The sequence below is a fragment of the Collibacillus ludicampi genome, from assembly GCF_023705585.1.
GTDB classification, from domain to species: domain Bacteria; phylum Bacillota; class Bacilli; order Tumebacillales; family BOQE01; genus Collibacillus; species Collibacillus ludicampi.
In genome coordinates this window covers 610,357-637,156 of record NZ_BOQE01000001.1, presented here as the reverse complement: position 1 = coordinate 637,156, position 26,800 = coordinate 610,357, and the positions used below count along the sequence as shown (strand labels likewise).

At 46.7% G+C, this 26,800-nt stretch carries 23 protein-coding genes and 1 riboswitch; of the genes, 16 read left to right on the top strand and 7 right to left on the bottom strand.

The window, feature by feature from the left end:
• Positions 1-12 precede the first annotated feature (12 nt).
• The 6 genes from DNHGIG_RS03335 to DNHGIG_RS03310 all read left to right on the top strand — a co-directional run bounded on the left by DNHGIG_RS03335 (position 13) and on the right by DNHGIG_RS03310 (position 6,637).
• Positions 13-777 carry a M48 family metallopeptidase gene (locus tag DNHGIG_RS03335; RefSeq protein WP_282198328.1) on the top strand — a complete coding sequence of 255 codons (765 nt, stop codon included), beginning with the start codon at positions 13-15 and terminating at the stop codon, positions 775-777.
• Positions 778-844: 67 nt separating this feature from the next.
• Complete coding sequence (locus DNHGIG_RS03330) at positions 845-2,197, top strand: glucose-6-phosphate isomerase (protein ID WP_282198327.1); 1,353 nt, start codon at positions 845-847, stop codon at positions 2,195-2,197.
• Positions 2,198-2,487: 290 nt separating this feature from the next.
• Positions 2,488-3,846: an APC family permease gene (locus DNHGIG_RS03325; protein WP_282198326.1), complete on the top strand. Its 1,359-nt coding sequence runs from the start codon at positions 2,488-2,490 to the stop codon at positions 3,844-3,846.
• A gap of 253 nt (positions 3,847-4,099) precedes the next feature.
• Positions 4,100-5,017 carry a metal ABC transporter solute-binding protein, Zn/Mn family gene (locus DNHGIG_RS03320; protein ID WP_282198325.1) on the top strand — a complete coding sequence of 306 codons (918 nt, stop codon included), beginning with the start codon at positions 4,100-4,102 and terminating at the stop codon, positions 5,015-5,017.
• Complete coding sequence (locus DNHGIG_RS03315; RefSeq protein WP_282198324.1) at positions 5,007-5,807, top strand: metal ABC transporter ATP-binding protein; 801 nt, start codon at positions 5,007-5,009, stop codon at positions 5,805-5,807. Before DNHGIG_RS03320 ends, DNHGIG_RS03315 begins: the two co-directional genes overlap by 11 nt.
• Positions 5,808-5,824: 17 nt before the next feature.
• Positions 5,825-6,637 (top strand): metal ABC transporter permease, encoded by an 813-nt coding sequence (locus DNHGIG_RS03310; protein WP_282198323.1) that lies wholly within the window; start codon positions 5,825-5,827, stop codon positions 6,635-6,637.
• Positions 6,638-6,845: 208 nt separating this feature from the next.
• On the opposite strand, the gene DNHGIG_RS03305 is transcribed toward DNHGIG_RS03310, so the two are convergent.
• The 3 genes from DNHGIG_RS03305 to DNHGIG_RS03295 all read right to left on the bottom strand — a co-directional run bounded on the left by DNHGIG_RS03305 (position 6,846) and on the right by DNHGIG_RS03295 (position 11,493).
• Positions 6,846-7,664 carry a 3D domain-containing protein gene (locus DNHGIG_RS03305; RefSeq protein WP_282198322.1) on the bottom strand — a complete coding sequence of 273 codons (819 nt, stop codon included), beginning with the start codon at positions 7,662-7,664 and terminating at the stop codon, positions 6,846-6,848.
• Positions 7,665-7,890: 226 nt separating this feature from the next.
• The gene (locus DNHGIG_RS03300) at positions 7,891-9,936 is read right to left on the bottom strand and encodes a primary-amine oxidase (protein WP_282198321.1); all 2,046 of its coding nucleotides are present in this window, start codon (positions 9,934-9,936) and stop codon (positions 7,891-7,893) included.
• Between the two features lie 84 nt (positions 9,937-10,020).
• Positions 10,021-11,493 carry an aldehyde dehydrogenase family protein gene (locus DNHGIG_RS03295; RefSeq protein ID WP_282198320.1) on the bottom strand — a complete coding sequence of 491 codons (1,473 nt, stop codon included), beginning with the start codon at positions 11,491-11,493 and terminating at the stop codon, positions 10,021-10,023.
• A 164-nt stretch (positions 11,494-11,657) separates the two neighbouring features.
• On the opposite strand from DNHGIG_RS03295, the gene DNHGIG_RS03290 reads away from it, so the two are divergent.
• The 3 genes from DNHGIG_RS03290 to DNHGIG_RS03280 all read left to right on the top strand — a co-directional run bounded on the left by DNHGIG_RS03290 (position 11,658) and on the right by DNHGIG_RS03280 (position 15,052).
• Positions 11,658-12,392, top strand: a complete 735-nt coding sequence (locus DNHGIG_RS03290; protein ID WP_282198319.1) for a winged helix-turn-helix domain-containing protein — start codon at positions 11,658-11,660, stop codon at positions 12,390-12,392.
• Positions 12,393-12,501: 109 nt separating this feature from the next.
• Positions 12,502-14,550 carry a sensor histidine kinase gene (locus DNHGIG_RS03285; RefSeq protein ID WP_282198318.1) on the top strand — a complete coding sequence of 683 codons (2,049 nt, stop codon included), beginning with the start codon at positions 12,502-12,504 and terminating at the stop codon, positions 14,548-14,550.
• Between the two features lie 73 nt (positions 14,551-14,623).
• Complete coding sequence (locus DNHGIG_RS03280; RefSeq protein WP_439647723.1) at positions 14,624-15,052, top strand: MaoC/PaaZ C-terminal domain-containing protein; 429 nt, start codon at positions 14,624-14,626, stop codon at positions 15,050-15,052.
• 449 nt (positions 15,053-15,501) lie between these two features.
• Here the strand turns inward: DNHGIG_RS03280 and DNHGIG_RS03275 are convergent, their stop codons facing one another.
• Together DNHGIG_RS03275 and DNHGIG_RS03270 are read right to left on the bottom strand one after the other, a co-directional pair.
• Positions 15,502-15,789: a hypothetical protein gene (locus DNHGIG_RS03275; protein ID WP_282198317.1), complete on the bottom strand. Its 288-nt coding sequence runs from the start codon at positions 15,787-15,789 to the stop codon at positions 15,502-15,504.
• Positions 15,790-15,838: 49 nt separating this feature from the next.
• On the bottom strand, positions 15,839-16,804 hold the full coding sequence (locus DNHGIG_RS03270; RefSeq protein ID WP_282198316.1) for a LysR family transcriptional regulator: 966 nt from the start codon (positions 16,802-16,804) through the stop codon (positions 15,839-15,841).
• 187 nt (positions 16,805-16,991) lie between these two features.
• Between DNHGIG_RS03270 and leuC the strand changes: the two genes are divergently transcribed.
• The 3 genes from leuC to folD all read left to right on the top strand — a co-directional run bounded on the left by leuC (position 16,992) and on the right by folD (position 20,569).
• Entirely contained in the window at positions 16,992-18,398 is a 1,407-nt protein-coding gene (leuC, locus tag DNHGIG_RS03265; protein ID WP_282198315.1) for a 3-isopropylmalate dehydratase large subunit, read from the top strand.
• Positions 18,399-18,896: 498 nt separating this feature from the next.
• Positions 18,897-19,502 (top strand): 3-isopropylmalate dehydratase small subunit, encoded by a 606-nt coding sequence (gene leuD, locus DNHGIG_RS03260; protein ID WP_282198314.1) that lies wholly within the window; start codon positions 18,897-18,899, stop codon positions 19,500-19,502.
• A 52-nt stretch (positions 19,503-19,554) separates the two neighbouring features.
• Positions 19,555-19,632, top strand: a riboswitch (ZMP/ZTP riboswitch).
• 55 nt (positions 19,633-19,687) lie between these two features.
• Positions 19,688-20,569 carry a bifunctional methylenetetrahydrofolate dehydrogenase/methenyltetrahydrofolate cyclohydrolase FolD gene (folD, locus tag DNHGIG_RS03255; RefSeq protein WP_282198313.1) on the top strand — a complete coding sequence of 294 codons (882 nt, stop codon included), beginning with the start codon at positions 19,688-19,690 and terminating at the stop codon, positions 20,567-20,569.
• Between the two features lie 70 nt (positions 20,570-20,639).
• Here the strand turns inward: folD and DNHGIG_RS03250 are convergent, their stop codons facing one another.
• A complete protein-coding gene (locus DNHGIG_RS03250; RefSeq protein WP_282198312.1) occupies positions 20,640-21,062 on the bottom strand; it encodes a DUF2269 family protein in 423 nt (140 codons plus the stop codon).
• A 91-nt stretch (positions 21,063-21,153) separates the two neighbouring features.
• On the opposite strand from DNHGIG_RS03250, the gene DNHGIG_RS03245 reads away from it, so the two are divergent.
• Positions 21,154-21,402, top strand: coding sequence for a helix-turn-helix transcriptional regulator (locus tag DNHGIG_RS03245; RefSeq protein ID WP_282198311.1), 249 nt, complete (start codon positions 21,154-21,156; stop codon positions 21,400-21,402).
• A gap of 15 nt (positions 21,403-21,417) precedes the next feature.
• Here DNHGIG_RS03245 and DNHGIG_RS03240 read toward each other — a convergent pair whose 3' ends face one another.
• Positions 21,418-22,716, bottom strand: a complete 1,299-nt coding sequence (locus DNHGIG_RS03240; protein WP_282198310.1) for an MDR family MFS transporter — start codon at positions 22,714-22,716, stop codon at positions 21,418-21,420.
• A gap of 127 nt (positions 22,717-22,843) precedes the next feature.
• Between DNHGIG_RS03240 and DNHGIG_RS03235 the strand changes: the two genes are divergently transcribed.
• The 3 genes from DNHGIG_RS03235 (at position 22,844) to DNHGIG_RS03225 (ending at position 26,778) form a co-directional block, all read left to right on the top strand.
• Positions 22,844-23,059: a hypothetical protein gene (locus DNHGIG_RS03235; protein WP_282198309.1), complete on the top strand. Its 216-nt coding sequence runs from the start codon at positions 22,844-22,846 to the stop codon at positions 23,057-23,059.
• 288 nt (positions 23,060-23,347) lie between these two features.
• A complete protein-coding gene (locus DNHGIG_RS03230) occupies positions 23,348-23,938 on the top strand; it encodes a DUF4912 domain-containing protein (RefSeq protein WP_282198308.1) in 591 nt (196 codons plus the stop codon).
• A complete protein-coding gene (locus tag DNHGIG_RS03225; RefSeq protein ID WP_282198307.1) occupies positions 23,938-26,778 on the top strand; it encodes a 1,4-alpha-glucan branching protein domain-containing protein in 2,841 nt (946 codons plus the stop codon). Before DNHGIG_RS03230 ends, DNHGIG_RS03225 begins: the two co-directional genes overlap by 1 nt.
• The last annotated feature ends 22 nt before the right edge of the window (positions 26,779-26,800 follow it).

Sequence of the window (26,800 nt, the reverse complement as noted above, 5' to 3'; positions counted from 1 at the left end):
GAGGTGAAGAGAGTGTCACATTTCAGCAAATATTCTCAAGCTCATCACGAACATGTCTGGACAATCGACGGACAAACGATCCCATATCTCGTGAAAGAAAGCAAACGTGCCAAATATGTACGCATCGAGATCCGTCCCGACGGCTCCCTGGTTGTAACGCGACCTGCGCATGTTTCTCTCTCAACCATTGAAGACATTCTATCAAAAAAGAAAAAATGGATCCTTTTCCAGAGAGAACAACTCAAACAGGAGTCGACTCAACATTGGCAACACACGTACCAAAATGGAGAACCCTTTTTGTACATGGGGGAAGAGGTGTTACTCCAAGTTTCGCACGATGAGATTGCGCGGCCGTTGATCCGCTTGCATGGAAAAAGATTGGAAGCTCTTGTGCCTTTCTCGGTCTCAAACGAAGAGATGCCCGTCGTGCTCAGGGAGGCAATCGAGAATTGGTATCGTATGGAGGCCAAAAGAGTAATCACCGAGCGCGTCTACGAACTGGCGGTGCGTGAAGGGCTTACATTTAACAGAATCTTTATCAAGGGGCAGAAAACGAGGTGGGGGAGTTGTTCCACACTTGGGAACCTTAACTTTAATTGGCGGTTAATGATGTGCCCGCCTGAAGTGATCGACTATATTATCATTCATGAGCTCTGCCATTTGAATGAGATGAATCATTCGCAGCGATTTTGGAACCTCGTTGCATTGAGATGTCCCAATTATAAAGAATGTGAATTGTGGTTGAAGCAGAATGGTTCGCAGATCATGAGAAAATAAGCGAACATGACTATAAAAATGAGGTAAAATAAAGTTTGATTTCCATCGATTTGGAGGGAGAGCGTATATGCAAAAGATTCGCTTTGACTATTCGAATGCGTTATCTTTTCTCAATGAACATGAAATTGCTTATCTGCAACCATCGGTTCGTACGGCCCATGAGATGCTACATAATCAAACGGGTTCCGGAAATGAGTATCTCGGTTGGCTCAACCTTCCGGACAACTATGACAGGGACGAGTTTGCGCGTATTCAGCGGGCGGCAAAGAAGATTCAAGAAGACTCCGACGCGCTCGTCGTCATCGGTATCGGCGGTTCCTATCTCGGGGCGCGTGCGGCTATCGAGATGTTGTCCCATTCTTTCTACAATCTATTGCCTAAAGGGAAGCGTAAGACACCTGCCATCTATTTTGCAGGAAATCAAATCAGTCCCGTGTATCTCACACACCTTTTGGAACTCTTGGAGGACATGGACATATCTGTCAATGTGATCTCTAAGTCGGGGACGACGACTGAACCGGCGATTGCATTCCGTATCTTCAAAGATTTTGTAGAAAAGAAATTCGGCAAAGAAGGTGCGCGCGGGCGGATCTATGTGACGACAGACCGGGAAAAAGGCGCTCTCAAAAAACTGGCGGATGCGGAAGGTTATGAAACGTTTGTGATCCCTGACGATGTAGGGGGAAGATATTCCGTATTGACGGCTGTAGGTCTTCTTCCCATCGCTGTCAGCGGGGCGAATATCGAAGAGATGATGGCAGGGGCTTTGGATGCTTCCCGTTTGTACGCGGAACCGGACATCGCCAACAACGCGGCGTACCAGTATGCGGCGGTCCGCAATGCATTGTATCGGAAAGGATATACGACAGAGCTTCTCGTCAATTATGAGCCATCTCTCCACTTCTTCTCCGAGTGGTGGAAACAATTGTTTGGAGAAAGCGAAGGAAAAGATGGTAAGGGAATTTTTCCTGCATCCGTTGACTTTTCGACCGATCTGCACTCGATGGGCCAATACATTCAGGAAGGACGCCTTGACATTTTTGAAACGGTCATCCATGTGGAAGAACCGAAAGTAGATATCACCATCGAAGAGGACAAAGACAACATCGACGGCCTGAATTTTCTCGCGGGCAAGACGATGGACTTTGTCAACAAGAAAGCTTTTGAAGGAACGTTGTTGGCTCATGCAGACGGAGGAGTACCTAACCTCGTTGTCCGCGTGCCTAAGATCAATGAATATTGCTTTGGGAGCCTGGTTTATTTCTTCGAAAAAGCGTGCGGAATCAGCGGCTATCTCATGGGAGTGAATCCTTTTGATCAGCCGGGTGTAGAAGCGTACAAGAAAAACATGTTCGCGCTTCTCGGGAAGCCGGGATTCGAGGCGCAAAAAGCGGAACTGGAGAAGAGGTTGTATAAATAAGAGCTTGGTAAAATAGAACGGAATATAAAGGTGTGCCGGTGTGTGATCGATCTGACGGCACACCTTTAAAATTTAAATGGATCTATTGACTCATTTATAATTTTAGTTAATAATAAGTTGTCAATGTCATTCATTGATATTTAAGTCAGAGTATAAGTATGTTCTGACGCTTTATTTTGGTAAAGTATTAAAATATTGGTTCCAGTACCCTGAGTGACTGCCTGGGGTTTTTTGTTTGCTCATCTTAGGCGTTCGCTTTCGGGAGAGAACATATCGGCGGGAGGGACAACATGGAACAGAGAACACAATTAAAAAAAGACATCGGACTGTTCATAGCAACAGCACTTGTCGCCGGTAATATCATGGGTTCCGGTATCTTTATGCTTCCGGCGACGCTCGCGCAAAAATCGGGCCCAGGCGCAAGCATGATCGCATGGATCCTGACAGGTTTGGGCTCGATTTTTCTGGCCTTGTCTTTCGCGAACTTGGGGTCGAAGATCCCGAAGACGGGTGGGCCTTATGAATATTCGAAAGTGGCATTCGGAGATTTTGTCGGCTTCATGAACGCATGGCTTTACTGGAACGGGTCGTGGATCGGAAATGCAGCCGTCGTGATCGCTGTCGCCAGTTATGTCGGCAGCCTGTTTCCGGTGATCAGCGAGAATCATCTGGCAGGATTTGTATTCACAAGTGCGGTCTTATGGATTTTTACCATCATCAATATCCTGGGAGTCCGGGTGGCCGGAAAGGTACAGACCGCGATCACTGCGTTTGAAATCGTTCTCTTATTGTTTTTTGTCATCGCGGCAGCAGTACATTTCAATGTCGCGAATATCACTCCGTTATTCCCTGCAGGGAAAGGAACCGAAACGATTTCCGCGGCTGCGGCATCCACTTTGTGGGCCTTTTTGGGGCTTGAAAGCGCGTCGATCGCCGCGGGAGAGATCAAGAATCCCGAAAAGAACGTGAAACGAAGCACGATCCTGGGAATTCTGATTTCAACATTCATGTATTTCGCGATCAACTTTTTCGCAATGGGCGCCATGCCGCAAGACAAGTTGGCAAACAGCAAAGCACCGATCGCCGATATTCTTTCCGGTTACTTCGGCAGCGGAATGGCCACAGTCATTACGGTCGGTGCCATCATCAGTATTCTGGGCACCACGATCGGCTGGCTCTTATCCACGGCAAGGTTGGCTTATGCTGCTGGGGAGGATGCGATATTCCCCGAGATTTTCGCAAAAGTGCACCCGAAATTTAAGACGCCTTATATGTCACTGATCATCGGTTCTATATTGGTCAATGTCATGCTCTTGATGAACTATACGAAGAGCTTGAATGCCGCATTTAATTTTGTTACTTTGCTGGCTACACTTTCTTATCTTCCTGTATACGCGATGACGGCAGCTTCCGATGTGTTGTTGCATATACAGGGAGTGAAAAAATTGAACCTGTGGAGCTTTATCAAGAGTTCTTTCGTACCGCTCTTGGGATTCATATATGCCGCATGGACGATATACGGTTCAGGAGCGGAAACGGTGATGTACGGTTGTCTGATGATGCTCGCAGGTATTCCGTTCTATCTCTATATGAACTTCAAAAACAAAATGAAAAACCATTCCCTGCTGGATGAGAAAAAGATCGCGTAAGGGAATATAAATAATGGAAATCGGCTTACATCTTTGCATCTGATGTAAGCCTATTTCTTTTTCGAAAATCATATGGATTCTTATTTAGAAAGAGTAGGAAGAAGAAATACGGTTAGAATGGGAAGTAGAGCCTTTGTGTTACGTATGGATCGGATTGACTGCATAAATCGTAACGATTACTATATACGTTGTTCGATATAAATCGGAATCATTATGATATACATGGTAGGGTGATGGTTGAAGGGGTGTTATCTTGTTGCGTAAAGAGTTGAAACAGGCCGCTGCGGCGTTTGTGCTTCTTTCCTTCGCATGTACTGTTGGAGTCGGGTGTGCGATATCGAAGTCAACACCATCGCCTGCTGCGCCAGATGGTAAAATTCAGGTTGTAGCTGCTGAAAATTTTTATGGGGAAGTGGCACAAGCGGTTGGCGGGGAGTACGTGCAGGTCACGTCGATCTTAAATAACGGAGTCGCCGATCCGGAAGCGTTTGAACCGACAGCGGAGGATGCAAAATTGATCAGCCGGGCTTCCGTCGTGATTTATAACGGATTGGGGTACGACAATTGGGTCACGAAACTGATGGACGCTTCAAAAAGAGATGACCGTATGCAAATGGCGGTAGGCACTGATGTAACAGGTCACAAAGAAGGGGATAATGTACACATCTGGTACGATCCGTCAACGATGCCCAAGTTGGCTGACGCGCTGGCAGAACGATTCGGTACATTGGATCCGCAGCACCGCGAAGAATACCGCAAAAATGCGGATGCATACAAGAAAAAATTAGAGCCCATAGAGAAAAAGATTCAATCGTTGCGTCAAGCGACACCGTTGCCGATTCACGTATCGGAACCTGTTTTTGACTACATGGCGAAAGAACTGAATTTGCAACCGAAAAATACGCGTTTCGAAACAGCCGTTTTCAATGGGGTGGATTCGTCCCCGGCCGATGTGCAACAGATTGAGAACGATCTGCAAACGAAACGGGTACGTCTTTTTATTTACAATGAGAAAACGAAGAACCGCGATGTCGATCGCTTTGTACAAATCGCCAAAGCAAGCGGTGTACCCGTCGTTTCCGTGACGGAACAGGAACCGGAAGGGAAAGACTATATCACATGGATGATGGATCAGTTGAACGAATTGGAGCGTGCGATCCGTGGTCAATGATATTGAAGTGAAAGATGTTGATGTCTGGTTAGGTGGGCGGCAGGTTCTGCAGGATTTGACCTTCAGTGTTCCCCACGGTGAATTCTTAGGCGTAATCGGCCCCAACGGAGCGGGCAAGACAACGTTCATGCGCCTGTTGTTAGGTTTGATCCAACCGCAAGCGGGTACTGTGACTGTCTTGGGGGAAACGAGAAGAAAAAAAATCGCCTCCCTGCTCGGTTATGTGCCGCAAGCCCGCCATTTTGATCCGGAAACACCGATCAGCGTGAGGGAGTTTGTTTCTTTCGGTTTGCCGAAATCGTTTCGTCCGTGGTTGTCAAGGAAAGAGAAAAAAGCTGTCGATGAAGTGATCCAAAAGGTGGGTGCGGAAGTGTTTGCCGATCAACCCATCGGCCGACTGTCGGGAGGTGAACGTCAACGCTTGTTCCTTGCACAAGCGTTGCTAGGAAATCCCCGTTGTCTTCTGTTGGATGAACCGACCTCCAATCTGGATCCGGGCGCGCAGGAGCGGCTGACCGCTCTTGTTGATCAGCTGCGCAAGGAACGTGACATGACGGTGGTTTTCATCAGTCACGATATCAATCTGATGGCACGCTATGCCGACCGAATTCTCTATTTGACTCATGGACACTACGCATACGGTAGGGTTGAGGAAGTCCTCACCGCGGAGGTTTTGACAAGACTTTACGGAACACCCATGAAAGTTTCTTATGCAAGTGGAGAGATCATGATTTCCATGGCAGATGAGGACGAAAAAGCCCCTCCCATCTGCGTTCATTATCCTTCGTAAAGTAAGGAGATATGCTTGTGGATATTTTTGCTTATCCCTTTATGCAAAACGCGTTTCTTGCCGGTTCCATAGTGGCGATCCTCGCGGGAGTCGTTGGCGTGTTTGTCATCGCACGGGGGTTATCATTCATTACACATACATTTGCGGACATCGGTTTTTCAGGAGCAGCGATGGCCGTTTATTTGGGTTGGAATCCTTTGTACGGTTTCCTTCTTTTTACGGTCAGCAGCGCCATGGTTTTAGCCCAACTCGGCCTGAAGGTTTTTCGCCGGGATGTGGCAAACGGCGTGGTGTTAAGTTTCTTTTTGGGCCTTGGCATCCTGTTTTTATCTTTAGCGACGAAGCAGGTTTCATCCGTCATCAATTTGCTCTTCGGCAGTATTTTTGGTATCAGTCGCTCGCAGGCTTATGAGCTGATGGGTCTTTCAGCCGCTGTTCTCGTCGTGCTCTTTCTTGGTTATCGCATGCTCCTCTTTGATACGTTTGACCCTGCCGGGGCGGAAGCGAAAGGATTGCCTGTTCGTATGATTTCGACCGTCTTTTTGTTTCTGTTATCGATCACGGTCGTAGGAGCCGCGCAATTGATGGGTACGCTCCTGGTGTTTACGTTGACGATTATTCCGGCCGCGTCCGCGCGCCATTTGACGCACCGCGTCCCAAGGATGATGCTTTATGCCGCGTTCCTCGCACTGATTGGGGTCTGGGTAGGACTCTTCTTGGGGTATTATACCAATGCACCCGTGACGTTTTATATCGCAACAGTAGAAACCCTCATCTATGTCGCGGCGACCACGTATCAAAAAATCAGGAATCGGCGGATCTCTCTATAAGATTGGGCACATGTTCTTCCAATCAATCCATCTGGTAAGTCAAAAGCACGAATAGAATACAAGTGAATGATGCTGTCGCACGCCACAATGCTTGCGACAGCATTTTTTAACTTGATACCACGTTTGATACTTCCCGTCGCCGAAAAAGCTTCTCCGTAACTCGCTCAATCTTATTTGAGAGTGCTCCAATAGACGTTGTTTAATGGTATCAGAGAGACCTGCTTTTCGGGGTGGAAAGCACGTACACTTTGACTCCTTTTTTGACCCCAAACTGGATCGCGTCATTCAAATTGCTCATATATACATCAATGCGATTTCCCTTAATGGCTCCGCCGGTGTCTTCAGCCACGCGAAAACCGATGCCTTCGATGTACACCTTTGAACCGAGAGGAATCTGCTCGGGGTCGACGGCAATCGTACGTCCGTCCATCACGGTCGTGCCGGATGCGGTAATCCCGTAACCAGGGTCACCCGGACGTTTCCCCGTCGATTCAGGGCCTGCGGTATAAGCCGTCAACGTTGCTGTTATGACAGTGGAGATCTGACCGGACAGCGCTTGGGGCATTTCAGCCTCTTTCACAGGTATTTGCAAAACCTGCCCGGCGTGGATCAGCCCTGAATCCGCGATGGAGTTAATTGACATGAGAGTTTGTACATCCGTGTTGAACATGTTTGCGATCAAATACAGAGAATCGCCCGGTTTCACCGTGTAATTCATGAACAGGTTTGTACCCGCGTTTGTCGTTTCTTCTGCGGTTGCAGATGATTGAAGAGCCGATGGCTCGTGATTTGTCAGAGAGGCGATTGCCTGATCCGGGTTGATAGGCCCCTTTGCCAATGCCAGGTTCTGTTGAGGGTTTGTAACCGGTAATTGATTTTGCTGTTTTAAAGGCGTCAACCCAAAAAAGACAAACTCGGGTGCAACCATGTTCGCATGTTCATCTAGGGTAGCGGCATATACCGACTGATAACCGGGAACAAACAGGATTGATAGTATAAGTAGAATTCGAATCAACCATTTTCGCATCGTTTCATCTCCCTTTCAAGTAGATGTGTTACTAGATTTGCCAAGAATGGGAGATTATAAACCTATTGAATGAAAAAAATCTTTAATTGGTTGAGAAAGGATCCTCGGAATGAAACAAGAAAGGGGAAAAGCTTGAGGAGGGAGGGGAGATCAAGAAAACAAAGGACATCCCGATGGATGTCCTGAAATGACAGATTCATTTCCAACTGAGTTCTCTTCATCAGCTCTATTTCTTGGGAAGGTCGAGGGTCGGTGTACGATCAAAGAAGTTGAACGGCTTCAACATGACTGATACCCATTCCGTAGGCATGATCGGCCATTCTTCCGCTCTCGGAATGTGGGTGATACCTGTCGTAATCCAAACGACATCGTCCGTGTTGACGATCGGGCGATTTTGTTGAGTCCACAGGCCTAAGCCTCTTTCTTCCGTACTTTGATTGATATATTTGCCTTCCGGGTACATCTCATTTTCATTATTGGGCGTTACCCAGATATGATTTTTCGTGAATTGTACCCGTTTTATAGGCCAGTCGTCTTCGGTGAAGAGCGGGTTTTCGGCAAATGGCTGTGTGCCTCCTGCATAGGGAATGATCTGATATCCTGTTGGATACCCTTGTTTATTTTCCTTTTCCGGGTTTGTAACCAGCACGATCTTGCTTGGGTCGGTCCACTTCTGTGCCGCCTCCAATTCAGTCTTATCGATTTTTTCATCAACGATCATTTCACTCTTACGCGGGCCGTCGTTATTTAGTGGCTGAGCTTTTGGCGTCATCTCAACGATTGAGTTATTCTGTCCATCCACATCCATGTCGAGCCTGAAGTTGAAAATATGTTGATGATAAACCGCGACAAGATTCTGATCGATCAATGTGCCGTTTCGCGTATCTTCTTCGGCATGATGGTCATGAATCGTTTTGCTGTTGACGCCCTTGACCGCTTCAATTCCCGAAGCGCCGGTGTCGATACGCAGGGTACCATTTTGCTGGAAGACCCAATCGAATATATAATCATAGTTTCCTACCGTGGAGATGAAGCGCAAGACCAACTCGCGCCGGTCGCGGCTTTCTGTATTTCCGGTGACGAAATCATTATGTGTCCATTCCGGCCCCCCTTCACGTTCGAACAATGCCATGACATTATGCACGACGTAAGGTTTTCCTTGGTAATCAGCCAAAGTCGCGTCGAAGAATTTGGCGTTTGTCGGCACGTCCGTCCCGGGAGCGAGAGGTCTTCCCAAATTGCCAACTCCGTATTCTCCGGAATCCATATAGGACTTAAAATACCAACCTACACTGGGATCACCGTAGGGAACCGTCATACCCCCGAGGTTCCCGCGGTACATGATTTTTCTGATATTGCCGTGATCATTGAAGGTGACCGTCGAAATGACTGGACCGACACGTGGATCCAGGCGGACATGGAAAGTCCAGTTTTGCCATTTCACTTCATCTCCATTGACCGTGAAACTGGGACCTTCCGGTTGAACAATTTCAAGAGGTTTCTGAGGTTCTCTCTTGCTGTCTTTGTCCCCGTTCGCATAACCGTCATTTTTCATGGGAATCGGTATTACGCCTTTGTCTTGAACCTCGATTACTTTCTTCTGTTCCAAATCAACGACCGCAACGAGATTTTCGATTGGGTGAGCCCAGAAATTACCGTCCCCAGTGTCCAAGTAGGCTACTACTTTCAGCAATCGCTTGTGTGGATCTACATCGTTCGGGCCGAAATAGCCGACAGTGAGCGGAGTGGCGATAACCTTGCTGATATCTTTAATTCCCCGCTTTTCAAGAGCCTTTTTATACTCGTCGCTGCTGGTAATTGCTTGTTGTGCAGTGGTCCAATCATCAAGCAAGATCATTCCCTGTACGTTCTTAACTTCGTTCCAAGAGATTACCTTCTTGCTGTCTAAATCGACCACGCCCTCGATGACTTGTTTCCCTTGCAGCACGACCACAGAAGCTTGTCGTGGTAGCTTTATTCCCGGTTTCCAATTCCAAACATCTTCTTTTTTGGGCTCTTTTACGGTGATCTCTTGGAATCGGGTATTCGGTTTGATATACCCTTCATTTTGAAGAATCGAGTGTACCTGATTAATTTCATCTGCACTTAAAGGATTAAGAGGATCATACGGAATTTCCTTCTGGGCTGATTGTGCTGCTATACTGGATGACGGCTCTTCTGCGCTTGCATGGGGATTAAGAAAAACAGCAGGTGCTGTTGAAAGCGCTAACGTAGCCATGACAATCACAGGTAAGGTTTTACGTTTCTTCATGATCGGCCTCCGTATTGTGTTATCTTACTTATTGATGTGAAACCTTATAGGTTTGCGTAAATACACGAATCGTAATCAACGAGACTAGAATCCGTACCAATTAAATCCTTCCTTATTCAAGTCCAACCATACATGTTTGATCTGGGTATACATATCCATTGCCTGTATCCCCAATTCTCTACCAAAGCCGCTCTGCTTTGTGCCTCCGAACGGGCACGCACTGTCTAACATGCTATACGTGTTTACATATACGGTACCTGCTTTCAATTGTCGTACCATCCGATGGGCTCTCTTCAGGTCATTTGTCCATACTCCTGCAGCCAATCCGTAGATCGAATCGTTCGCTTTTGCCAAAGCGTCTTCTTCATCTTTAAAACGGATGACGGATACAACGGGACCGAAAATCTCTTCTCGTGCGATCGTCATCTCATTCGTTACATTCTCGAAGATGGTGGGTGTGTAGAAGTAACCGCTTCCCGCATCGGTAAAACGCTTACCGCCTGTGAGCAAACGAGCGCCTTCTTCAAGACCGGTTGCCACATATTTTTCGATTCGCTGCAATTGTTCTTCCGAAATCTGCGGACCCATTTGCGTTGTCGTTTCAAGAGGGTTACCTATGCGAATCGATTGGGCTCTTCTTACAAATAGATCCATAAATTTATCATAGATCGATTCTTGAATGAACAGGCGTGAACCTGCAGCACAGACCTGTCCTTGTGCAAAATAAATTCCGAACATAGACCCGTTAACCGCATCTTCAAGATTCGCGTCAGCAAACACGATGTTCGGTGATTTGCCGCCAAGTTCAAGGGAAAGCGGCTTCAAATGCTTGCTGGCAGACTGCATGATGATACGGCCGGTCGATGTCGAACCTGTGAATGCGATTTTATCTATATCAGGATGTGAAGCTAATGCTTGACCGGCAGTGGAGCCAAAGCCAGGCACGACGTTTATCACGCCATCCGGAATACCAACTTCTTGAAAGATCTTCGCAAGTTCCAAAACGCTGATAGGTGTCTGCTCTGCGGGTTTAATGACAATCGTATTGCCGGCTGCAAGTGCAGGTGCTAGTTTCCACATCGTTAACATAAGCGGGAAATTCCACGGTACAATCGCACCGATAACTCCTAAAGGTTCGCGCAGCGTGTAATTCAAGCGGATTCCGGGTGAAGCCAATGTTTCCCCCTGTACTTTGTTCGCCAACCCGGCGTAGAACTCCAATACATCGATCGTAGCGGGGAGGGCGATCCATTTGGTCTCGTTGATCGGTAAGCCATTATCCATCGATTCGATTTTTGCAAGAAAATCCGCTTTCTCCCACATTTTTTGTGCGGCGCGGTACAATAAGCGTCCGCGGTCACTTGGAGTCATCTCTGCCCATGTTCCCCATTCAAACGCTCTGCGGGCTGCTTTCACTGCAAGATCTACATCTTTCTCGTCAGCTTCCGCTATAATTCCATTCACCTCTCCCGTTGCGGGATTGTAAGATTTGAACGTTTTACCCTCAACTCCATCTCTCCATTGTCCGCCTATAAACATTTGATACCTTTTGACCATATGACCCCTCATTTCCTGAAAGTTAAACTTTTGTGCGTACATCTTACTTGAATCGGGTAAAAAGAGATTGCAGGCTTGGTAAAATGAAAGTAAAATATCAGAAAAAATAAAATTAAATAATATATTTTGGTTTGTTGCGAGAGTGAAAAAGGGAGGAAATGAGCATGGCAGGCGAATACATACTTGTGGTTGATGATGAAAAGGAAATTGGCGAGTTGCTTGCGTTGTATTTGAAGAGAGAAAGATTTCTTTACGATGTCGTTTCTACTGGTCAGGATGCGATCGTAAAGGTACAAAACGAAAAACCCGATCTTGTGATCCTCGACGTTTTCTTACCCGATCTGGAAGGTTATGAAGTTTGCAAAGAATTAAGGAAATATACAGACGTGCCCATTCTATTTCTGAGTTGTAAGGATAGTGAATGGGATAAGGTGATTGGTCTCAGTATAGGTGCGGACGATTATATCAGCAAACCGTTCAGAGCCAATGAGTTAATTGCAAGAATCAAGGCGCATTTACGTAGAAACAGAAAATTAAAACAACATGTATCGATGATTCAAGCGGAACCATGTATTCTGTCATCGCAGTCGCTGAAGATCGACTTAAAGCAACACGAAGCTTTTCTCCATAATAAACAACTCGATCTATCAGCAAAGGAGTTTCAACTTCTGGCATTTTTTATGAACCATCCGAAACAAGTTTTGAGTACGGAACATCTTCTTTCGAAAATATGGGGGTATGAAGTAGCAATCGATACAAAAACGGTGAAAGTGCATATCGCAAATTTGAGGAAGAAAATCGAAAACGATCCAAAAGAACCTGAAAAAATCATTACGGTTAAAGGAGTTGGCTATAAATTTAATGAAGAGACAACCAAATATACTTCTTACATGGATTAAAACTTTTCCCCGAACATTATCTTTCCGTATATTGATGACACTTCTCCTGGTATCATTAATCCCTTTCCTTTTGTTTGGATTCTTTTCGATACGATCGGTGAAAACGACCTTGAGTCTAACAGCTCAACAAACGGGTGACATGATCGCAAAGCATGTAATTGCGTTATACCAGTCGAATCTCACCAGTCAAGCGAATGTCATGAATTTGGAATTCGTGAGCATACAAAAAGATGTTTTAACCGTGAAAAGATTTGCGGAAGAAATTTATACATCACCAGAGCGATATTCCCAGTTGACTCCGATCCAGCTAAAGAAAGAAGGTCTGGGTTACTACTGGGAAAAACCCTTATCACCGGAAACATCGAATGTCGGTACGAATAGTTCTGTCCAATTAACCCCGGATTTGCTGGATCGCCTAGCGAGAAGCAAGTATCTCGAACCGCTTTTTCGACAAAGTTTGCTTGCCAATCAGAACTTGGTCGCCATGTATTATATCTTACCGGATAACGCATGGCGAATTTATCCGGCGATCAATCTTAAAGAAGAAGTGGATAAAAAGTACTTCTTACCTTCCATCCCGATCACTTCGTATCCTTTTTACACAAAGGCGCTTCCTACGGATAATCCTCGCGGGGATACGATCTGGACAGATCCTTACCATGATGTCACTCATCGCGATTGGATGGTCACCGTGAGCGCTCCTGTATTCTCGAAAGATCATAAAGTCCTTGGAGTCGTCGGGGCCGATGTGACGATCGAAAATTTAGTAAACAACGTACTCAATACGAGATTTCATTTGTCAAACGCTTATGCGTTTCTTATGAACAAAGATGGTCGTATCATTGCCGTGCAAAAGGAGGGGGCTAAAGATGTGAACAACTTACCCCTTTCGCAGATTGTAAACGATAAAGGTAAAGAGAAAGTCACCGACTTGGGAGATCATCGGGTTTTATTAAGTGCATTTATTCCCGCAACCCAGTGGTATCTTGGGTATGTAATCCCCAGAAATGAGATGATATCTCCCATTTACGATCAGACCAATCAGGATATTTTAGAGAGTGGGAAAAGAATCATCAATCAACTGACGGTCATGTCTTTTTTTCTTGTTCTCTTATGTGTGGCCATAACGTTTGTGGTTTGGAATAGACTGATGAGACCGATGAGGAAACTCATAGCAGCGTTTTCTGAAGTGAGTGCCGGACGATTGAACATCGAGATGCCAGAAAACGAGATTGTTGAGTTTAACAAAGTTTCTCAATCTTTTAATCGAATGTCTCAACAAATCAATCACCTGGTACAGGTGCTGGATCAACGATTACAAGAGAAAGAGATCCTTCAGCAAGAACTATTGTCACTTAACCGTCAGTTGGAGTTCCTGGTAAACAAACGGACGGAAGAATTAAGCAAAGCCAATGAGACACTCTTGTTAAAAAATCGGCAATTGGAGGAGATGGAAAATTCACGCGTACTGATGTTGGCGAATATTTCTCACGATCTGAAAACTCCGCTCACCCTGATCTCAGGGTATATCGATGCTATATGTGACGGGGTTATCGAGAAAGATCAGGTGAGCGATTATTTGGAGAAAATACGCCACCGGGTCAAGTCTTTAAATCGCTTGGTTCGTGATTTATACGAATTAAGCTTGTTAGAAACGAAGAACAAAGCTTTACATTACCAAAATATAAAAATTGGCTGTTTCCTGGATCAAGTGAAAGAAAAATGGCATGTTACACATGGGGATTTACTTCATGCACAGGCTGTATGCGTTTTCGATCACGTGAGCGGGGCGGAACGTGACGCGGACATCAGCCTGGATGTGGAATATATGCATCGTGCGATTGATAATTTGATCGAAAACGCAAAGAAGTATGGGGATAAGGACAAGCCGATTCTTGTAAACATGTATCTGAAAGATCGTTTTCTCCATTTGGCCGTATGTGATGAAGGTCCGGGCATTGATGAGGAACACCTGCCTTACATATTTGAGAGATCGTACCGGGCGGATAAATCGCGAAATTCCAAAATTCCGGGAAATGGGTTGGGATTGGCCATTGTTAAAGAGATCGTGGAAGCCCATCAAGGGAAAGTATGGGTTGAAAGTAAAATCAATAAAGGGACAATCTTTACGATTCGACTGCCGATAAACACATCATGAAAATCATTTGGTATAATTGTTGTGAAAAGTTCATACTTTTTTGTAAAATACTTATAAATCGGAGGGAGCAATCATGTTCAACCGAACGTTTGATCTGTACGAGGTTGGGGAAACATGGGTGAGCCGTGGAAGAACGATCACTGAAACGGATATTGTGAACTTTGCCGGTGTGAGCGGGGATTTCTTTTCGTTGCACACGGACAAGGAGTATGCGAAAGGAACACCATTTGGTCAGCGAATCGCTCATGGTCTGTTGGTTTTATCGATTTCCACCGGTTTGATGGAGTTTGTACCCGGAATCATTCAAGCGTTTTATGGAATCGATCATCTTCGTTTCACTGCGCCGACGTTTATCGGCGACACGATCCATGTGGAACTGGAAGTACTGGAAAAGCAGGAGCGTAAGTCAGGCGGATTGCTTACGGTGAGATCGGAAGTGAAGAAACAAACCGAAGAAACGGTGATTCGGGGAATTCTAAAATTGCTTGTAAAGGCAGGATGAGATGTCTTTTTAGCCATGAAAACTGCCCATATGGACAATTCGTGCTATCTTGAAAACTAGTGCTTGGGTGGGTGTATCGCTTTGCGCTTGGGTTCTTTAGGCCATATGCTTTGCGCGTAATAGCGACCTTGAAGGTCGTCTCGCATGGAATCATTAATCAAATGTTGCGAGACGACCTTCAAGGTCGCTATTACGCGCAAAGCATATGGCCTCTTGAGCGGTTTAAGGAAGCGGAACGACCTTCAACTCACCTCTTCGCCGCAAAGCGATACAACCCACCCAAAAGCCACTCCGTTTCTTGAGATAGCCTTATACTTCTTCCCTCACAAGAAACTTTTCATCTTCTGATGGCGTAAACTTGCGTCATGGGTGGCTATCATGAAAGATTGACAGGAGAATGAGTCTTTAGACCTACCTCCAGCCATGGTGTTTTCCACCTGTTGAAGGGGTCAGATATGATGCCTTTTTTTCATTAACTTTTCCACGTTACGAAAGCGGCTTAATTCGTTCATCTGTTTGCGGATAACTGCAAGAATCGTTTCATTCGAAAATTGGGCGAAAGCTTCCCCGTGATGGCGTCGCATGCTTTCATAAGTCGCACGCACCATTTCATAATAGTCATCGACCGTATAGGTACCGTCCCCTCGTTTCCACAGATCTTCCGCGATTTCTCTCAATCCTTTTTCGACACGATCCACTTGACCCACTCCTTTTCTCTCGATACCATCGATGTACATTGTCATCTCTTTATCTTTATACACCGCGTGACGGATAGACTTGCAACGCTTAACCCGTTCCAAGATCGACCGGTATTTCCCCGGAGGAGAGTTTCTCGTATATATCTAGCAGCGCTCGTGCCGCCAAGCTGAGATATCTCTCTGCGCGATAAGCAAACACTAATGTCCGCGACGGTTTCGAATCCAATGAGAGATACAACGGGTGGGGATGGACATGCCGTCGAACCATGTCAGGTACAAGCGTTACACCTAGACCATATGTGACCAGCGATTGTGCGGTTTCAATGCTGCTGGTCTCATACGCGATATGCGGTTGGAATCCATGTTTCGCACAGAGTTCCAAAATGGTGCGCCGAAAACCGAATCCCTGTTTCAACAAGATAAATGGAGCGTTCGACAGATCCGCCAAGGAAATTATATGGGAAATCGGTTCTTCATCGGTCTCCAGTATTGCGAACTCTATGCGTCTTTGCACTTCTGTGGGCATCCAATCCTTTTTCACGCGTGGTACCGCAACGAAGATCGGTTCCGTCAACATCACCCGGGTGGCCAAACGCGAATCATCCAACGGCAATGACAGGATCGACACGTCAGCCAACCCTTTTGCGGTCAATTCTTCCAGAGTCGCAGTCGATTCTTCCACCAAACGCACTTGAACTTGCGGATACTGTTCTTTATAGGCTTTTAGGAGAGGCGGCAACACGTGCCCGCCTGTAATCGCCGTAATCCCGATTACCAGTTCCCTGCCGATCCCTTCTCTGCGTTCGTTCATTTCCCGGATCAGGTCATCGCGCATACGTACGATTTGTTCCGCCTGTTCGATAAAACGTAAGCCGTCCGGAGTTACTTCCACCCCACCGTGCCCTCGATAAAACAAAGTCACCCCGAGTGACCGTTCCAGTTTGCTGATTTGTTGCGATAAGGAAGGCTGGGCGATACACAAAGTTTGTGCCGCTTTCGTAAAACTTTTCTTTCGATACACCTCAATGGCGTACTCCAACAACCGCATCTCCATGGAATTCTCCTCATTTTTTATAGATATAACCTATTGATTCTATAGATTATATATCTTTGACGTATAGTTGTCGATCATGTACGATACAAATAACGAAACGGTTTGATTTACGAGAAAAGATAATCACTTCACTATTAACTGATAATTACGTAAAATAGTTGAAAACAGAGAAGGGCGGGGAGAGACGATGAAACCACAAACCATGTTCGAAAAAATCTGGAATCGACACGTAGTCGTGCAAGAAGAAGGAAAACCGAGTCTCTTATATATCGATTTGCACCTGGTTCATGAAGTGACTTCACCTCAAGCGTTTGAAGGATTACGTTTGGCGGGACGGCGCGTACGGAGGCCCGATCTGACGTTCGCCACCGTGGATCACAACGTGCCTACGACCGACCGTTCCTTGCCGATCGAAGATCCCATTTCCGCGAAACAATTGGAAACGTTGGCGATCAATTGTGAGGAATTTGGCATTCCTCTGTGTGATCTAAACAGTCCGGATCAGGGAATCGTCCACGTGATTGGTCCCGAATTGGGATTGACACTTCCAGGAAAAACGATCGTCTGCGGGGATAGCCACACCTCTACACACGGTGCGTTTGGCGCATTGGCATTCGGTATCGGTACGAGTGAAGTGGAACATGTGCTCGCAACGCAATGCTTGTGGCAGTCCAAACCCAAGACTCTCGAGGTGCATGTTACCGGCAGACTGCAACGCGGAGTGACGGCGAAAGATCTGATTTTGGCTCTTATCGCTAAATATGGTACCGATTTTGCAACGGGAACGGTGATCGAATACACGGGTGAAGCGATTCGTGCCATGTCGATGGAAGAGCGGATGACGATCTGTAACATGTCGATCGAAGCGGGAGCCAAAGCAGGATTAATCGCACCGGATGACACAACGTTTGACTACCTGCAAGGGCGGGAATATGCACCGAAGGGAGAAGCGTTTGATCGTGCAGTCGAAGAGTGGAGGCTGCTGGCCACAGATGAGGGAGCGGAATATGACTTCCGCGTTGAAATCGATGCTTCCGAAATCGTGCCGCAAGTCACATGGGGAACCAATCCTTCCATGGGGGTGGGTATTACCGACAGGGTGCCGGATCCGCTATCTTTCGCCTCTGAAAACGAGCGAAAAGCCGTCGAAAACGCACTCAAGTATATGGGTCTCACGCCGGGGACACCGATTCAAGAGATTCAGATCGATCGCGTGTTCATTGGCTCATGCACCAATAGCCGCATCGAAGACTTGCGTGTTGCCGCCAAGATCGCGAAAGGGCGGAAAGTGGCTCCTCACGTGAGAGCTATGGTGGTACCAGGTTCGCAAAGGGTGAAACGCCAAGCGGAACAAGAAGGCCTGGATCGTATCTTTATCGAAGCGGGCTTTGAATGGCGCGAAGCCGGCTGCAGCATGTGCCTCGGTATGAATCCTGATATTTTGCAACCGGGAGAACGTTGTGCATCCACTTCCAACCGAAACTTTGAAGGCCGACAAGGACGAGGAGGAAGAACGCATCTCGTCAGTCCTGCGATGGCCGCCGCGGCGGCGATTGCCGGGCATTTTGTCGATGTGCGCGAGTGGCTTGACTGATGAGCCAAGAGTCGTCCGTCATCCCGTGAGCTAGCGAATATAGGAGGTCGTCTCGCTACTCTTGACACGTTGATGGGGCATATGCTTTGTGTGAAACAGCGACTTTGAAAGTTGCCACTCATGTCTCAAGTTTCTTGTGCAAGAAGAAGGATTTAAAACTGCCATCTTCAACGGAGTGGCTTTTGGGTGGGTTGTATCGCTTTGCGGCGCAGAGGTGAGTTGAAGGTCGTTCCGCTTCCTTAAATCGATCAAGAGGCCATATGCTTTGCGCGTAATAGCGACCTTGAAGGTCGTCTCGCAACATTTGATTAATGATTCCGTGCGAGACGGCCTTCACGGAGCATGAGCGCAAAGCATATGGCCTAAAGAACCCAAGCGCAAAGCGATACACCCACCCAAGCACTAGTCTTCAAGGTCGTCTCGCAACCTCCACGGAGCATGAACGCAAAGCATATGCCCTTACATCACAAATTTTCAAAACGAGGAGGACGAGTTGTTATGGAACCATTCGTTCAACATACAGGAATTGTCGCGCCGCTTGACCGTGTCAATGTCGATACTGACGCGATCATCCCGAAACAATTTTTAAAACGGATCGAACGAACAGGATTTGGACAGTTCCTTTTTTATGATTGGCGTTTCGATCAAGAGGGAAAGCCGAATCCGTATTTTGTCCTAAACCAAGAACAATACAAGGGGGCAACGATCCTTCTTGCACGCAATAACTTCGGTTGCGGGTCATCCCGCGAACATGCACCATGGGCTTTGCTTGATTACGGCTTTCGCGTGATCATCGCACCTTCCTTCGCTGATATTTTCTATAATAACTGTTTTAAAAATGGGATTCTGCCGATTCGCTTGGCGGAAGAAACGGTAGACGAGTTGTTCCGGCGTGCCCAAGAAGCAGGTTATCAGCTGACGGTTAATTTAGAAGAGAACAAAATATATGACAACCACGGGTTCGCCTGCGACTTTGCGGTCGATCCGTATCGACGGGAACTGTTGCTGAAAGGATTGGATGATATCGGCATCACATTGCAATATGAAGATGCGATCAAGAAATATGAAGAGTCCTATCCCGAAGTATACGTGTTAACGAAATAATACGAACACAATCAATCTTGTATCGATACACAAACCTTTATATAATAAGATTGACAGATCACATGACTGGCGGAAGTGGGTTACCACAGGGGAGTGTGATCAGTGAATGCCGACCGCCTGGGCGCATGCTCAGGCGTTTTTTTATTTTCCGCCTGGGCATGATATGGTAGAAGGAGGCTTTCTAGATGGAACATTTAGAAACCACGAAAAACCATGCCATTGTCATAAGCGGAAAAGAAATCGCCGCAGCTATGCGAGAAGAGTTCAAACGGGAAGTGGAACGTTTGCGCGCGGAAGGGATTGTCCCGGGGCTTGCTGTGATCCTTGTCGGGGATGATCCTGCTTCACATAGTTATGTAAAAGGCAAGGAGAAAGGCGCAAACGAAGTGGGGATATACTCTGTGGTTCACCGCTTGCCTGCTGAAACGAGCCAGGAAGAATTATTGGCAATGATCCGTACGCTGAATGAAGATCCGGCGATTCACGGAATCTTAGTCCAACTGCCTCTTCCTAAGCATATCGATGAGGAAGCAGTCATTTTCGCGATTGACCCTGACAAAGACGTGGACGGATTCCATCCGATTAACGTTGGGAAGATGCAAATCGGAACGGAATGTTTCCTTCCTTGTACACCGCATGGCGTGATTCACATGTTAAAACGTACGGGGATCTCGATCGAAGGCACTCATGCCGTCGTTGTCGGGCGGAGTAATATCGTGGGGAAACCGATGGCACAATTGTTGCTCAACGAAAATGCTACCGTGACGGTATGCCATTCGAGAACGCGTGATCTTTCGGCGATCACCAAACAGGCGGATCTTTTGATCGCGGCGGTTGGACGTCCGGGTATCATCACAAAAGATATGGTGAAACCGGGCGCCGTCGTGATCGATGTGGGGGTCAACCGAGTGGACGGCAAATTAGTGGGGGACTGCGATTTTGCAGGCGTACAAGAGGTGGCCAGTTATATTACCCCTGTTCCCGGTGGTGTCGGACCGATGACGATTACGATGCTTCTCTATAATACGATCGAGTCAGCGAAGCGATGGGCGAAGAAACGGGGCTAAACCCATATTTTATAAACATGCCGATCTCTCAAAGATAAGAAGAGATCGGCATGTTTCATACATCTGAATATTAAAACGACGGCTTGGTCACCATCAATGTACCAATCGAAGCCAATAAGGCCACGATCACGAGACCGACGCACAAGTTTTCGGTGCGTAACGTCTTGATCTCGTCGCGCGCGTAAATTTTTTTCGATGCGGCGATTTCTTGCAATCGCCGGATCAACACTTTCTTGATCAGTAAAAATACCAAGACATATAAGAGGATCGATAGCCAGAGCCAGGTTTGCAAAAGCAGTGACCAGGAAGTGACGAAAAGCATTCCGGCTCCTGTCCCCCAAAGGAAAAGATCTGCGGCCCGGTCGATCTTTCGGTATTTCTCCAAGAATGACTGCACTTGTGTCACATTTTTCAAAAACGGAATATACAAGAGGAGTCCAAGTTTAACCAAAACAGCGATACCGTGAAGAGCCAACATTACATAAAAGATCATAGAAAGCCTTCTTTCATGGTGGTTGTAAGATGAGCGTATTTCCTGCATACTAAATAAAAGAGTTCACTTCTTCTATGGAAGGATATATCACATGAAAATTAGAAATCATTTAGATACTTTCATGAAAAAAAGGAATCTTACGCTCGAAAAATTGGCCGAATTAAGCGGAGTATCGATAATCGCGCTTGAATTTCTTTACAATGGAAAAAATTATCCCACGACCACGGCGGCAAGAAAGATTGCCAAAGCGCTTGACGTAGATATCGCGGATATCTGGCCCGATTTACATACGCGCGAATATCAGACGTTTCGCATTCATAAGTCAGATCGTGTGGAATAAACGGACGGTCGGCGATCACCGCTTTGTTTTTTTGCGAAAGAAGGAGAACCTTATCTTTGTTTGCTTATCCCCCGTTTCCACAATGAGGGGGGGATTTCCCATCCTGCGCGATGGTTCTACCATAATCTTATAGAGGTTCTCCCAGTAGCGCAAGTAAAATGTGACTCCTGCCAGAACCAAGCCCACCACGAAAAAGAGAATCCAAGGCATTTCCAGTGTTCCCGTTTGTTCCGCTTTTTGCATGAGTTCCCCGCCCGCAAAATTCCCTAACGATTGTCCCAATCCCCACACGAATGAGGCGATCCCGAAATAAACGCCTAATGTTTCCGGTTTTGAAAAATTGGAAACGACACTGTCAACGGTAGGCATGATGAGCATTTCACCTGCAGTGACTATGAGTACGCTGATCATCAGGTGAATGAATTGGGAAGAGAATGCCACGGTGCCTAAGCCAGCTCCCAATAAAAGAGTACCCACTGCGAGGGTCGTGAGCGGATGCCACATGCGTGTGACTAGACGGATCACAGGATTTTGTGCAACGATGATCATAATACTGCTGATCGTCCACAGCATGCCGACCGCCGTTGTACTCGTCAGGATTTCCGATGCCCGCAATGGAACAGCGAGAGTCAACTGGGTATAAAGTGCCCAGATCAGAACGGTCATACAGCTGAATACCAGAAACGGGGCATCCCGTAATACCTCTCGAATTGCAGAGAATGTTGTCCGTCTTTTCTCGTTTTTTACGTTTTCTTTGTGCAAGCCCAGTGCATGAACAGGTGCGAGTACAACGCATAGAAGTCCGGATACCACGAAAAGAAGACGATAGGAATAAGCAAACAAAAACGTCCCCAGCAGAGGGCCGAGCGTCGTTCCGATATTTGCCGCAATTCCACGCATCGAAAAGGCGGTCGTCCTCGTCTCGTCTGATGCCAGTGCAGCAATGCCCGATTTAGCTGCGGGCGTGTATAATCCGCCGCTTACTCCGTTGATGATGGCCACAGCCATAAGCAAAGAGGGGGTATGTACGAAACCATACAGGATGAGACTGAATCCTTGAAGAAGGATGCCAATCGTTGTGATCGTTCTCCGTCCCCAATGATCGGTGAACCATCCGCCCAAGAGACTCCCGACCAGATAGGAAGCTGATTGTGTCCCAAGGATGGCACCCACGATCGATAGCGGAATCCCGTAATGTTTGCCAAACAAAATGGGGATATAGGGTAGAATCATATAGATTGAAAAATGGAAAACAAGAATGCCGCTTAACAATATCCACATCGGTCGATTCAAAGCTTTCCAGTTCGCGAACAAGGTAACGCCCCCTTTTCTTCTCCTTTCTAGCATTGTCTTTCTTCGCATACTTTTATGTGGGGATTTGAACGTGAGGAAAGTATAAATTGTGACATGCTTTTTAAACTAAGAAGGGGAGGGATGGGGTGTGAATCGTCAACGATTGTTGCAAGCTACATGGAATGAATCGATCCGTTCGTTGCCGCGGAACCGCGTGGAGCACATGCTGCAAGAAATTGGATTTTCCCGTTCCATGTACCGCCATTTGAAGGACGAGGAACTGCGAAAACTACTCTTTGGTTTCATGACACGTTTGGATGAAGAAACATTAGAAGATATGATTCAGTATGTAAAGTCGACGTAACTCGGACAGGTGTCCGGGTTTTTTGTCATCCCCTGTCACAAGCTGCGTTACTGCACCGATTCACAAATCGATGAAAAAATTTCTACAAGAACCTTCTCGTTTTGACAAAAATCATGGAGAAACTCCTCTATTTCCCTGGAAAAATTGAAAAAATATGAAAAAACACGAATGAATCCGTCGAAAGATTATTATCCTTTCGACAAAGGAGAATAAGAAGAGAGGAAGAAACATATACCTGCATAATGGATTCATACAGAAACGATTCAATCGCTCAGGCAGGAGGCATTCATGAGGAGAGAAAACAGAACATCTTGCGATTTGACCCAAGGATATCCGTATCCGTTAGAAGATGAGACTTGGGTTACGCGTTATCAAGAGAACCGTCTGGTTGCTTTGATTAAAGATTACCAATGTGTGTACGTCTATTGGGAAATATCAGAAGAAAGACAACGTTTGCTAAACGAACACTTCTGTTGCGAAATCGGAAACTTGCCTCTTTTCTTGCGCGTTTATGATGTGACCGCTCTTTATTTTAATGGGTACAACGCGCATCGCTACTGGGAAATCTCCATACCATGGGAAGCGGACAATTGGTATATCCATGGCTTAGAACCCGGGCGCAATTACTTTGTGGATCTGGGTACGAAAACCATCCATGGGCGTTTCTTTACCGTGTTGCGGTCGAATTTGGTAGAGTTGCCACCGCAACCTTCTGGAGAAGGCCTCGATCCGAGTGTTCGCTTCGCTTGTGTCAAACCGTCAGATGGCATTTCGTCCATCGCGCATGATCGCCTTTCCCATCCCCCTGCAACCGCTTCATGGCTTGACTTATTTAACGGTTATTCGCTCACAACTCACATGCAAAAAGGAGAATCGTAGTGGAAAAAGGTTATGTCGCACTGGTACTTCACGCACATTTACCGTTCGTACGTCATCCGGAAAATTCGAAGTACTTGGAGGAGCGTTGGTTGTTTGAGGCGATTACAGAGTCCTATATTCCTCTTTTACGCGTATTCCATCGATTGCTCCAAGATGGGGTCGATTTTCGCCTAACCATGACTTTGACTCCTACACTTCTCTCGATGCTATCTGACGGTCTTCTGCTTGACCGCTACCGGCAACATCTGATCCTTTTGATCCGACTGGCGGAACAAGAAGTGATACGCACGAGAAACCATCCGGAAATGAACCGTTTGGCTCATTTTTATCACGAACGGTTTGTATTGACACTCGAATTTTTCGATGCGTATAACGGAAATCTCATCACCGCTTTCAAGGAAATCGAAGATGCAGGAAAGATTGAAATCATAACTTCTGCTGCCACTCATGCGTTTCTTCCTCTCGTCAATCGGGAACAGTCGATTCGAGCACAGATCGAGACGGCGGTACAGTTGCACAAAACTATTTTGGGAAGAGCACCGAACGGAATTTGGTTACCGGAATGCGGTTATAAACCAGGGATTGACGGTATTTTGAAAGACTACGGATTGAAATATTTTTTCGTGGATAGTCATGCGTTTGAAGCGGCCTCTCCCCGTCCAGTATTTGGGGGATACGCCCCCGTTTTAACACCGCACGGGATTGCCGCTTTTGCCCGTGATCGCGAATCTTCCAAACAAGTGTGGAGTTCGCATGAAGGTTATCCCGGAGACTATGACTATCGCGAATATTACCGGGACATCGGTTACGATCTGGAACTCGAGTACATCGCCCCCTACATCCATCCCGACGGGATTCGCGTGAATACGGGAATTAAATACTACCGCATCACCGGTAAAGGCGACCACAAGGAGTTATACAATCCTGAATGGGCGCGTGAAAAAGCGGCGATTCATGCCGGGCACTTTCTGTTTAACCGGGAAAAACAGGTCGAGTATTGGTTCGAGAACATGGGAAGGAAGCCGATCGTTGTCGCGCCTTACGATGCGGAATTGTTTGGACATTGGTGGTTCGAAGGGCCCATCTGGCTGGACCTATTCTTCCGAAAAATGCACTATGATCAACATACGGTCAAAGCGATCACCCCGAGTGAGTATCTCAGGGAGTACCCGGAACAACAAGTCTGCCGCCTGCCGATGTCATCCTGGGGACGCGGAGGGTATGCCGATGTCTGGCTCAACGGGAGAAATGATTGGATCTATCGCGCGTTGCACAAAGCGGAAGAGCGGATGAGTCAGTTGGCTGATCGGTTTACGGAAGCAAACGAAGTTGAAGTGCGTGCGTTAAATCAGGCTGCACGTGAACTCATGCTGGCACAAAGCAGCGATTTCGCTTTCATCATGGATAACAAAACGATGGTCGATTATGCGGTGAAACGCACGAAAATTCATATCAATCGTTTTACGCGCTTATATGAATCGTTGATGGCTGGAGATGTGGACACGGAATGGCTGGCAGTCATCGAGATGAGAGACAATATCTTTCCCGATGTAGACTTCCGCCTGTATCGTACAGGCAGACATCATGAAACACTTTCACTCCAGAGAAGAAGAAGATTCCCAAGCGTACTCATGCTTGCATGGGAATATCCACCGTTAACAGTCGGGGGGTTGTCACGTGCAGTCTATGATCTGTCACGACATTTGACAGAGAAAAATTGGGAAGTCCATGTCGTGACGTTTCGTCCGGAGGGCACTCGTGAGTACGAGATCATGGAAGGGGTCCATGTTCACCGCGTTGATGTTTTGCAACCGGACGGAGACGAGTTCATACATTGGGCCTTTTCCTTGAATTTAGCAATCCTTGATCGCTGTGAACAGTTATATGAACAGGGATTGCGAGTCGATTTGATTCATGCTCATGACTGGATGGTTACTTATGCAGCCAAAACGTTGAAAGAAAAGTATCAATGGCCGCTTGTCGCTACGATTCATGCGACCGAGTACGGACGCAATCAAGGTATTCATACCGACTTGCAGCGTTATATTCATCACATGGAATGGCGACTGACGTATGAAGCGTGGCGGGTGATCGTTTGTAGCCCGTATATGGAGCGGGAAGTAAAAACTATTTTTTCATTACCGCAAGATAAGATTGATATCATTCCCAATGGAATTGATGGGGATAAGGTTCAACCCCATGGGGATTCATCCGTACTCCGGGAACAATATGCGCAACCGCACGAACAGATCGTCTTTTTCATCGGACGGATGGTTCAGGAAAAAGGGGTGCATCTGTTGCTGGAGGCGATCCCTGAAATCTTGCAGGCATGTCCACAAGCGAAATTTTTGATTGCAGGCAGGGGACCTATGCTTGCGAAATGGCAAAACGATGTCAAGGAGAGCGGTCTTTCTGAAAAAGTGATGTTTGTGGGGTTTGTTGATGACGAGACGCGTAACCACCTCTTTCATCTCGCGGATGTGTGTGTGTTTCCAAGTTTATACGAGCCGTTTGGAATTGTAGCGTTAGAGGCTATGGCTGCCGGTGTGCCGGTTGTCGTATCGGATGTAGGGGGATTGTCAGACATTGTCAACCATGGGGAAGACGGATGCAAGATGCTGCCCGGCGATCCTCATTCCTTGGCTGTGCAGGTAATACATTTGCTGAAGGATCCTCATTTTTCCGAGCAAATAGTCATGCGAGCCCGAAAAAAAATCGAACGCCAGTATTGTTGGGAAACGATAGCAGAGCAGACCGCCCGCGTCTATGAAAGGATTTTAAGCGAATGTGCGCTGCAACTTGCCGAAAAGGAAGTTGCTTCACACCAAGAGCGAGTGTGAAAAGACATCTTCGGAAAAAGGG

Bases quoted from the DNA above. Each gene is read 5' to 3' on its own strand.
- DNHGIG_RS03300 (WP_282198321.1), bottom strand. From the start codon at position 9,936: ATGAAGAAACGTAAAACCTTACCTGTGATTGTCATGGCTACGTTAGCG.
- DNHGIG_RS03270 (WP_282198316.1), bottom strand. From the start codon at position 16,804: ATGGAGATGCGGTTGTTGGAGTACGCCATTGAGGTGTATCGAAAGAAA.
- DNHGIG_RS03290 (WP_282198319.1), top strand. From the start codon at position 11,658: ATGGCAGGCGAATACATACTTGTGGTTGATGATGAAAAGGAAATTGGC.
- DNHGIG_RS03245 (WP_282198311.1), top strand. From the start codon at position 21,154: ATGAAAATTAGAAATCATTTAGATACTTTCATGAAAAAAAGGAATCTT.
- leuD (WP_282198314.1), top strand. From the start codon at position 18,897: ATGGAACCATTCGTTCAACATACAGGAATTGTCGCGCCGCTTGACCGT.
- DNHGIG_RS03250 (WP_282198312.1), bottom strand. From the start codon at position 21,062: ATGATCTTTTATGTAATGTTGGCTCTTCACGGTATCGCTGTTTTGGTT.
- DNHGIG_RS03305 (WP_282198322.1), bottom strand. From the start codon at position 7,664: ATGCGAAAATGGTTGATTCGAATTCTACTTATACTATCAATCCTGTTT.
- DNHGIG_RS03275 (WP_282198317.1), bottom strand. From the start codon at position 15,789: ATGTACATCGATGGTATCGAGAGAAAAGGAGTGGGTCAAGTGGATCGT.
- DNHGIG_RS03280 (WP_439647723.1), top strand. From the start codon at position 14,624: ATGTTCAACCGAACGTTTGATCTGTACGAGGTTGGGGAAACATGGGTG.
- leuC (WP_282198315.1), top strand. From the start codon at position 16,992: ATGAAACCACAAACCATGTTCGAAAAAATCTGGAATCGACACGTAGTC.
- DNHGIG_RS03295 (WP_282198320.1), bottom strand. From the start codon at position 11,493: ATGGTCAAAAGGTATCAAATGTTTATAGGCGGACAATGGAGAGATGGA.
- folD (WP_282198313.1), top strand. From the start codon at position 19,688: ATGGAACATTTAGAAACCACGAAAAACCATGCCATTGTCATAAGCGGA.
- DNHGIG_RS03230 (WP_282198308.1), top strand. From the start codon at position 23,348: ATGAGGAGAGAAAACAGAACATCTTGCGATTTGACCCAAGGATATCCG.
- DNHGIG_RS03330 (WP_282198327.1), top strand. From the start codon at position 845: ATGCAAAAGATTCGCTTTGACTATTCGAATGCGTTATCTTTTCTCAAT.
- DNHGIG_RS03325 (WP_282198326.1), top strand. From the start codon at position 2,488: ATGGAACAGAGAACACAATTAAAAAAAGACATCGGACTGTTCATAGCA.